Below are 8,470 nucleotides of genomic sequence, written 5' to 3' on the forward strand. Positions count from 1 at the left end.
TGGCCTGTTGTACCTTGCCGCCGGTGCCGAACCCGCTCTCGGTAAACGCCTGGTTGTAGAAGTTGTTATAGACCTGTTTGCTGACGTCTTCGTCGCTGTACTGCTTTGTCGGATCCTTCGCTTTCAGGTCAGCCAGTGCCTTGTCGCGGTCGCTCTGGGTGGCTCCGGACATCTTCTCATTCGCGGCTTTCGTCGCGATTATCCGGCCCTGCGTCCGTGCAATATCACCGGCCTGACCCCCGATTTCCTCCATCACTTGCGCTTCCCTCAGCCGCTGCTGCTCCTTCTCTTTATTAAATATCGGATTAACAAGGTCTGACGTGGCTTTGGTGGAGGAACAGTGATTTTCCCGGTGAAGACAGGCGGTTAAGAAGAGATTTTGCTGAGGCGTTTCGATGCCCGGAGAGTTTTTCCCCGACGCGTTTTTTTCGCCCAGACACGCTACCGCACTGGTAAACATCACCTGACATAATAGCCATGTCAAAGCTTTCGTTATCTCTTTCATCCCGCGTTCCCTGCGTTATCCTGCCACACATTTTAACAGCATGATTTCCGCTGTCATTACCGGTTTTCATTACTGTGGGAGCCGGGTCACAGCCTGCTGTGGGCCGGTGAACCGTCTGCCGGATCCGGGCTGGCGAGGCCGCAGGGGCCGGAACGGCACCAGGAAGCGCCGGGGTATGAAGCTTGGGGGAACCTGCATGACCGCTGACTGGCCTCCGTTTTAGCCGCCTGTACCACTGAAGCCTGAGGGTAGTTAATCATGGCTGCGCAACATCATAAGTCAGAACACGTTTCAACCAAAGCACGGCACTATACCGTGGGCTATATCCGGGATCATATCAAGCACCGGCCTTCGCCATCGATCACGCTGCGGGGCCACTGGATGGCAGATTTTGGCTTCATTACCGGGAAGATGATCGAGATGCTCCCGGAGGCGGGGCAGCTGATTATCCGGCTGGCTGAGGAGTGAGCGACGGGTAAAGAGATCCCGGCTCAGGAGACTGGCCGGGATTTCTGTTTATCGAGGATCTGATGGGGGAGTTTTGCGGGATTTAAATTTATCGATCAGATTAAAAACTATTGCGGCTAAGGTAATAGCTGCTCCCGAGATACAGCCAAAAACTATGGTTCTTTTAACATGATACGGGGGGTAAAAAAAGTATCCATTCTTCAAATAAATTATAATTGCACTAGCACCAGTTAAAACTAAGTAGATAACGCAACAAAAAACACATGAATACCCCAAAAGCTTTAGGTAATTAATCATTTTTTTATTATTCCTCTGCACTGGCTGATTTCCTGGAGTAGTGTTTATTGCATCTTTAGTAAAACCACCGACTACTTCTGCCCCACCAGAACCGATAACATCATAAATAAATTCAGGTATATGGTTCTCGCCAGTTATTTTGCCCACAGCGCCAGGGGCATATAAACCAAACATCCCGCCAGCCCAGGCCCCGGCCGCAGCACCACCTATCGCCCCGGCATCCGTCCCGTCCGTAAACACCGCGCCACCTGTTGCTATACCCACGTTAGACCAGACACCACGCCCCGGAGCCAGAGCTCCGGTTATCGCTGCACCTGCACTGCTTTTATAATCCCATGTCTTTTGCTGATTTTCAGGCAGGCTTTGGTTCTTTTCACTATTTATATCAAACCACTGATAAGTCCCGTTCGCGATTTCCGCTATTGTGGCACCTGCCACAACTTTTCCGATGCTTGCCGCTGGTCCTAAATAAGCCGCTCCCGCTATCAGCACACCATCTTTATATCCATCAACAATAGCTTTAGTGATATTGGCACCTTCCGGTAATTCACCCGTCACCAGCTTGTCAGAAGCATACTTAATTTGCTCTGGTGTTGCCGGATTCAAAACCTTGCCATTTTCATCAGTGATGATTGGTATTATTTACCAGCGATCCCTGGGCCTGAACATTATTCTGGAAGCCGGTGCCGAACCCGTCCAGGCCAGACCAGACCAGACAGCGAGTTATTCTCAACAACAATCCCAACCACAAAGGCTGGGATCTTTTCAACATAGATTAAAACCCCTTTACTTTAAAAAGGCGGAATAATGCGAGTCCAATGCCTCCAATGCTCCCACCATAAAGTCCTAATTTCGCTCCGTGCAAAACATCCTGCCCGGTTGTATTAAAACCATCTCCAAGTAGCCACAGTAACAACGCGAAAAAAAGCTTTCCGCATACAGATAATGCGATCATGAATAAAATCGTAGCAACTAAGATAAATAGGGACTGAACGCATCTAACTCGGAGATCATTTTTCATTTTTATCTCCTATTTTTTTTATTACCTGTTCAGCTCCTTTACCGCCTCCTTCTGATATTACTGAAGCTCCAATATTACCCATGTTGCCTGGAAGCTTACCAGGCAACTTCTCCTTAGAGATCCCCAATTGACCTTTAACTTCGGTATATTTCAGCAGGTCAGGATTAAACTTAGGATCCCAGCCGTCGGTTAGCCATTTACCAGCCGCATTTGTGCCTGAAGAAATTAGTTTGCCTCCCCAGTAACCGCCAGCAGAACCCAAGCCATTAGTAATTGCTCCCGTTAAAGGATTGTCACCGTTGATCTGATTGGTTAGCGCGCCACCGGCTGCATTCCAGCCCACTGTTCCCCATAAGCCATTCCCCATGCTGGCAAAGTTTATCCAGCCAGCAACAATAGAGTTAACCGGATTCACCTTGCCATCTTCAGCATACTGAGCACCTGCGTTTACCCCTGCGCCCAACCCCCACATCGCCTGCGCGGCACCGGGCAATAACGCCACGCCTCCTGTAGCCAGCGCTCCGGCATAAGCTTTATTTTCAGCCTGCCCGCGCTTACAGGCTTCGCCGGAAGGATTATCACTACAGGAGAGAACATCAGCACCATGCTCCCTGGCTTTCTCTCCCTGCATCCATTCATTCCCACCCAGCAGGTTATTCTCAACCGTCGCTTTACCTGCCTGCGCAGTAGCCACCGTATCAGCCGTACTGCCACCAATCAACCCGCCCGCCAGACCCGCCGCCAGCGTGGCCAGCGCGCTCACCGTCTGCTTCTCGGTTTCGCTCAGCTCCCCGGCGCTCCTGCCGTAGACCTCCAGCGCGATCATTCCGGTCAGTTCTGCCGTGGCTGCGCCCGCTGCATCCACCAGCGCGTTGTTACCCTGAACCGCCGCCAGAGCCGCATTGACCGTCGCGTGGGCCAGCACTTTACCCGCATCATCCAGTCCACTGCTGCCGATAACGTTCGCGATATACGGCGCTGAGCCGCCCGCAATGGCTTTCGCAAGATCGCCCCCGGCCAGACCCTGCACCGCCGCAGTGGCGGCCTGGATGGCCTGTTGTACCTTGCCGCCGGTGCCGAACCCGCTCTCGGTAAACGCCTGGTTGTAGAAGTTGTTATAGACCTGTTTGCTGACGTCTTCGTCGCTGTACTGCTTTGTCGGATCCTTCGCTTTCAGGTCAGCCAGTGCCTTGTCGCGGTCGCTCTGGGTGGCTCCGGACATCTTCTCATTCGCGGCTTTCGTCGCGATTATCCGGCCCTGTGTCCGTGCAATATCCCCGGCCTGAACCCCGATTTCCCCCATCACTTGCGCTTCCCTCAGCCGCTGCTGCTCCTTTTCTTTATCAAATATCGGCTCGATGGCCGGGATTGTTTTAGCTTCACACTATGTTATGAGGCATTGTCCAGTTCATCCAGGATACTGCGGAACTTCTCTTCCAGCTCAGCCAGCTTCTCCTTACTTGGCATTTTATCCTTGTAGACATGCTGTGTGAGTGACAAAACTGTTTCGGTTAAGCCACCATTGCTTTTAATCAGGCTCTCGATTTTCTTCTGTTTCTTCACCCATTCTCTCGATGCAATACACTTTTCGTGTTTTCTACACACACCTTCAGGATCAATCTGGAGTTGATTAATCACATCCACATCTACGATATAGAAAGTCTGCGTGGTAGCGCATCGGGCAATAGAAGAAGTGGTATTAACATTACAGTGCTGGACCGGGATGAAGTATTTTTTCTCCAGTATTTCCACAATGGCTGGAAGTCTGAGCACTTCATAATCAGCCACTATGTTATTTCCTGCGGAAGTCAGCCGATCACCGCGAAGAAGAGAACACAGAACAACGACCTGAGAGTTCTTCATTCGGTTGATTTGCAACAGCATTGCTGGATGAGCAGCGAACTTTGAAGCCAGCTCAGCACGAGCAACAGAAGGAGCGATTGTTAATGATGTCATGATTTTATTGCCTTACTTATTGATATTTAAACAATAAGACGTTCAGGGCAACCGCTTGAGTTACAACAATCATACTGGACTTAAGTTTAGTTAAACTTAAAGTTGTGGCCATAGATATGCTAATGCGCATAATATTACGGACAGCCTCCTGTATGACATTTGTAATACAGTGGTCAGTGAAGGCAGGGATCAGAGATATAGTTTGGCGACTGCCTCTGATTCCTGCCTCTTCCTTTATCGTCTTCCTACTCATCACCCAGCCTGAAGATAATCTGTCCTTTCTCCATCTGCGTGTCTGAATCCTGTGAAAACTGCTTTACTGATGCCTCGTCGTCGTCTGACAGACGAGGGAAGCCCGGACGCAACGTCAGGCGGATTGCGCAGGAAGAGTACTCTCCCGCTTTATTTTTCTGGCCTGCCACTGCAAAGCCGCCTTCCGGGATTTTTTTAATCATCCACAGGGAAGATTCTGCATCGTGAAGGATGTCAACGCGGTCACCAATATCAATGCCGGTTTCGTCCATAACTGAACGACTGAGACGAAAACCCAGCTCAACGGCTCCCGTCACTCGTTTGCTCTGCGTCACGGCTACGTTATTGCTCTGGGCAATACGGCCTGTTTTAGCAGCGAGATTGGATAGCGAGACAAAGGACATTTTCAGCTCCGTTAATTGTTTGTGTTAGCTATTATCTGATCGATTATCTTGCATTGCAAGTCGATCTACTCACAACTAGAGTTGTATTTTACATCACCTATATGGTCGCTTTGGAAACTTATAATTCAGCATGAAGCATAACATGTTACAGAGTAGGATCCGAATAACAAAAATCCCGACACTATGGTCGGGATTTTTTGTTTACCAGGGATCTCGAGTTACTCGTAGCGAAAATCAATGCTCAGTTTCATCTCCTCGATGTCGAACATCACTTCACAACCGTGCCAGCCCGGGCGGCCATTGGTTAGATTTCTTTGCACGTAGAGAGATCTCAATTCGACCAAAAGACGAAGCATATCTGTGTTAGCTCTGCCGCCAGCAGTTATCCAGCTGGTTTTGTTTTCTTCATCAATGTAGTCGTATTCATACTCGCAGTGGTCATCTTCTGGAGACAGCTCTGCACGCATAATGATTTTTTTGGCAAAATCTGGAGCTATGCTAAACAAAATTGTCCCAATATCTTTATAAATGTCCTGTTCGTTTCGCATCACTTCCCTCCGGGGGCATTCATGAAGGCTTGTTCTTTGGGGCGACCACCATCTATTGTATAGATGACGTTGAAGCTCTCCGGCCGTACGCTATCACCACTGTAAACAGGCTCTATTTTAACATTAACCTGCTTGCCATCCTTCAACGCATTTGCCCAAGTGTTTTCCATCTGTTTCCAGACACCTTTGTTCAGGTTGCCATCCATTGGTACCAGATTCAATTTTTCGCCAGGGCCGTCGAAGATGCTTGCTATCAGGTGGCCACCTTCATCACCGTCAACACCACATTTACCAGCTTTACATTGCTGATAAGTATTGCGGTCTTTGACCAGAGTTGAGAGGTCAGCTTCAACGGTAGCTACCCGTCCCTGAGCATCGGTCTGGTAGGTTTTATTACCATCCACTTTATAAAGCGTATTTGGCTGAGGATTATTGAGTTCCTTATTCCAGTTCCCTTTACCGCCTGAGCTGGTCACCACGCTTTCCAGCGATTCTTTCGTTACCTTACTGCCGGTCTGTTTCTCCACCGTCATCAGCGCTTTCAGCTCTGACAGTTCGGTAGCCGACATCTTGCTGACCGTTGCCACCGTCAGACCTGCCGGTAGTGCATCACCGGCGGCCATTTCAGCCACCCAGATACTGACCTCATTGGCACACAGCACCGGACTGGCCGCGCAGGAGCTGGCTGCGGCCTGAACCGCTGCAATCAGTTCCGGCGTGGCGGCGGCAACCACGCCACCTGCGGCACCGGCACCCAACGCCACGGCTATCGCTTTATTGACCGCCTCACCGCGCTGACAGCTGGCTGAAGAAGGAGCGTCTGTACAGGACAGCACGTCTTTACCGTGATCCTGTACCAGTTTCTCCTGGCCGCTTTCAGTTCCGCCAAATAAGTTGTTATTGACTGAGTTCTGGCCCGCCTGAGCACTGGCCACAACATCCGCCGTGCTGTCTCCGGCAACACCACCGGTCAGGCCCGCCGCCAGCGTACCCAGCGCACTGATGGTCTGTTTCTCCGTCTCCGTCAGTTCGCTGACCGTTTTACCCGGATACAGCTGATTCATCACCAGCTGCGCCATCAGTTCGCCGCTGACCGCGCCCGCTGCGCCTGCCAGAGCGCTGTTACCGGCTGCATACGAGGTGACCGCACCGACCACCGCGTGGGCCATTGCCTGCGCTTCAGGATTGCCTTCGGTCAGTTTGTGGATCTGCTCGGCCAGATAAGGCGATGCCGCGCCGCTGATGGCCTGACCGATATTTCCCCCGGCCAGACCCTGCACCGCCGCCGTGGCCGCCTGGATACCCTGCTGGATGGCGCTGCCTGTGCCCCATTTCTGCTGAGCCGTTTTGTAGCCGGAGGTTTCCGTCAGGGCTTTATTGTAAGCAGCGATCTCTTCCTTCGTGGCATTCTCACCCGGCTCTTTAACGCCTTTCGCGGCCAGCTCTGCTTTACCGGCTTTTGTGGCTTCTATCTGACCCTGCGTCCGTGCTATGTCGCTGGCCTGGCTGCCGATTTCCCCTATCAGCTGATCGCGGAAGTCCGACGCGCATTCCTCTTCCGGAACTGTTTTTTCCCTGTCCATTCCGTCAGTTACATCAGGTTTCACCTGTTGCAGAACCGGCGTCACAACTTTTTGCCCCGACGCGCTTTTTTCGCCCGCGCACGCTACCGCACTGGTGAACATCACCAGACACAGCAGCCATATCAGGACTTTCCTTATCCGCTTCATCCCGCTTTCCCTGCGTTATCCTGCCGCGCATTTTAACAGCATGTTCTCCGCTGTCATTACCGGTTTTCCCTTTGCGGCGGTTCATCGGGCCGCAGCTTGCCTGTGGCCCGATGAACCGTCTGCCGGGTCCGGGCTGGCGAGGCCCGCAAGCGCCGGGACGGCGCTCTGAAGGCAACTCTGTCGCTTCACTGGATGACTGACTGCAAGACGGCTCATGCCTCCCTCTTTAGCCGCCTGTGCGCCGGAACCTGAGGTGACGCCGGGCTTACACATCACTGCGGGCCGGGGTGGGAGCGGAAGCTGGCTGTGGCGGGAACGAGTGACGCGCTTCTTTACCGCGCGGCATGAGCCGACGCAGACAGACGCAGCAGGGCGGGCATAAACTGTTTTCAGCGGAGGCCGAAGGCCGACAACCCTTATTGCTGTTGCCTGAAGACGATGAGGGGACTGAGGCGGGTTCTCACAGACGGCGCTGTGGCTGAACCGCCAGGGACGGCGGCACACCCGTTGCTGAACGCGGGGCAAGCCGCCCACTGAAGGCCGGTTTTACGCGCAGCGCCCGGTACTTCAACGGCGCAGGCATAATGTTCGTTTCGCGTTCTGGCCCGCCACGACGGGCCATTTCGCGTAATGCCACATTATGTTGAATGGCCGGGCAGCGGCCACATCATCACTATATTGTGCGATGTCACACCGCTGCGCGGCCATTTACCCCGCGTGGCACGGAGCCTGATGAAGGCAGATCGCGGCATGGACGCCGCGCTCTGCCGTGCACGATCAACCCAACTCACAGAGAGCTTACCGGCTTTCCGGCGTCTCCGCCGCTTCGTCCGGCTCTGCCAGATGATGCTCTGCCGAATGCGTGGCGGCGTGGATCTCCTTATAAGCCAGAGACAGGCACACCCACAACCCGTTGTTATACCGTGGGTTATGTGAGTGATGCGAAGTACCAGCCCGTTCCGGCGGTCACGCTGAAGGGCCACTGGCTGAAGGAGATAGGGTTTGATACCGGGACGGTGCTGGAGGTGAAGGTTTTGCCGGGCTGCCTGATACTGGCGGCGCAGGAGCCGCAGCCGGAACCGCCCGCCGAGCCGGAGGTGGTGAGTACGCTGAAGCGGGCCTGTAAGAAGCTCTCAGACCGTAAGCAGCGGGAGATAGCGGCGTTTATTGAACTGGTTGCCGCGCCGCAGAGGCGGCTGAGAAGTGAAGGTAACTGACGGGTTATAAAGTAAAATCCCAGCCGATAGGGCTGGGATTGGTGAGTTATTCAGGTGGAACTTTCTGGTTCT

General features: G+C 52.9%; 10 protein-coding genes and 2 pseudogenes. 2 read left to right on the forward strand and 10 right to left on the reverse strand.

From position 1 onward, the window contains the following. Positions 1-505, reverse strand: a pseudogene (locus GS12_RS25070) (hypothetical protein); the annotation flags it as partial. A gap of 258 nt (positions 506-763) precedes the next feature. Between GS12_RS25070 and GS12_RS22050 the strand changes: the two are divergent. Next, on the forward strand, positions 764-973 hold the full coding sequence (locus GS12_RS22050) for a SymE family type I addiction module toxin (RefSeq protein WP_235421320.1): 210 nt from the start codon (positions 764-766) through the stop codon (positions 971-973). A gap of 48 nt (positions 974-1,021) precedes the next feature. Here GS12_RS22050 and GS12_RS25075 read toward each other — a convergent pair whose 3' ends face one another. From GS12_RS25075 to GS12_RS24710, 9 genes and pseudogenes are all read right to left on the reverse strand, one after another. Next, positions 1,022-1,876 (reverse strand): hypothetical protein, encoded by an 855-nt coding sequence (locus tag GS12_RS25075; RefSeq protein ID WP_235421322.1) that lies wholly within the window; start codon positions 1,874-1,876, stop codon positions 1,022-1,024. Between the two features lie 16 nt (positions 1,877-1,892). Then, the gene (locus GS12_RS24705) at positions 1,893-2,042 is read right to left on the reverse strand and encodes a hypothetical protein (RefSeq protein ID WP_160279934.1); all 150 of its coding nucleotides are present in this window, start codon (positions 2,040-2,042) and stop codon (positions 1,893-1,895) included. 3 nt (positions 2,043-2,045) lie between these two features. After that, on the reverse strand, positions 2,046-2,291 hold the full coding sequence (locus GS12_RS22060) for a hypothetical protein (RefSeq protein ID WP_034950991.1): 246 nt from the start codon (positions 2,289-2,291) through the stop codon (positions 2,046-2,048). Next, positions 2,281-3,651 (reverse strand): annotated as a pseudogene (locus tag GS12_RS24880) (VENN motif pre-toxin domain-containing protein); the annotation flags it as partial. The gene GS12_RS22060 and the pseudogene GS12_RS24880, both read right to left, overlap by 11 nt. A 29-nt stretch (positions 3,652-3,680) precedes the next feature. Then, entirely contained in the window at positions 3,681-4,247 is a 567-nt protein-coding gene (locus GS12_RS22070; protein ID WP_034950993.1) for a hypothetical protein, read from the reverse strand. Positions 4,248-4,492: 245 nt separating this feature from the next. Further along, positions 4,493-4,903: a hypothetical protein gene (locus GS12_RS22080; protein WP_034950997.1), complete on the reverse strand. Its 411-nt coding sequence runs from the start codon at positions 4,901-4,903 to the stop codon at positions 4,493-4,495. Between the two features lie 218 nt (positions 4,904-5,121). Continuing rightward, a complete protein-coding gene (locus GS12_RS22085; protein WP_034951000.1) occupies positions 5,122-5,451 on the reverse strand; it encodes a hypothetical protein in 330 nt (109 codons plus the stop codon). Continuing rightward, positions 5,451-7,181 (reverse strand): DNA/RNA non-specific endonuclease, encoded by a 1,731-nt coding sequence (locus tag GS12_RS25260; protein WP_407637874.1) that lies wholly within the window; start codon positions 7,179-7,181, stop codon positions 5,451-5,453. The genes GS12_RS22085 and GS12_RS25260 overlap by 1 nt, the downstream gene beginning before the upstream one ends. A 460-nt stretch (positions 7,182-7,641) precedes the next feature. After that, positions 7,642-7,818 (reverse strand): hypothetical protein, encoded by a 177-nt coding sequence (locus GS12_RS24710; RefSeq protein ID WP_160279935.1) that lies wholly within the window; start codon positions 7,816-7,818, stop codon positions 7,642-7,644. Positions 7,819-8,104: 286 nt separating this feature from the next. Here GS12_RS24710 and GS12_RS24885 point away from each other — a divergent pair, with 286 nt between their 5' ends. Beyond that, on the forward strand, positions 8,105-8,398 hold the full coding sequence (locus GS12_RS24885) for a SymE family type I addiction module toxin (RefSeq protein WP_052118565.1): 294 nt from the start codon (positions 8,105-8,107) through the stop codon (positions 8,396-8,398). The last annotated feature ends 72 nt before the right edge of the window (positions 8,399-8,470 follow it).

The organism is Erwinia oleae (genome assembly GCF_000770305.1).
GTDB classification, from domain to species: Bacteria; Pseudomonadota; Gammaproteobacteria; order Enterobacterales; family Enterobacteriaceae; genus Erwinia; species Erwinia oleae.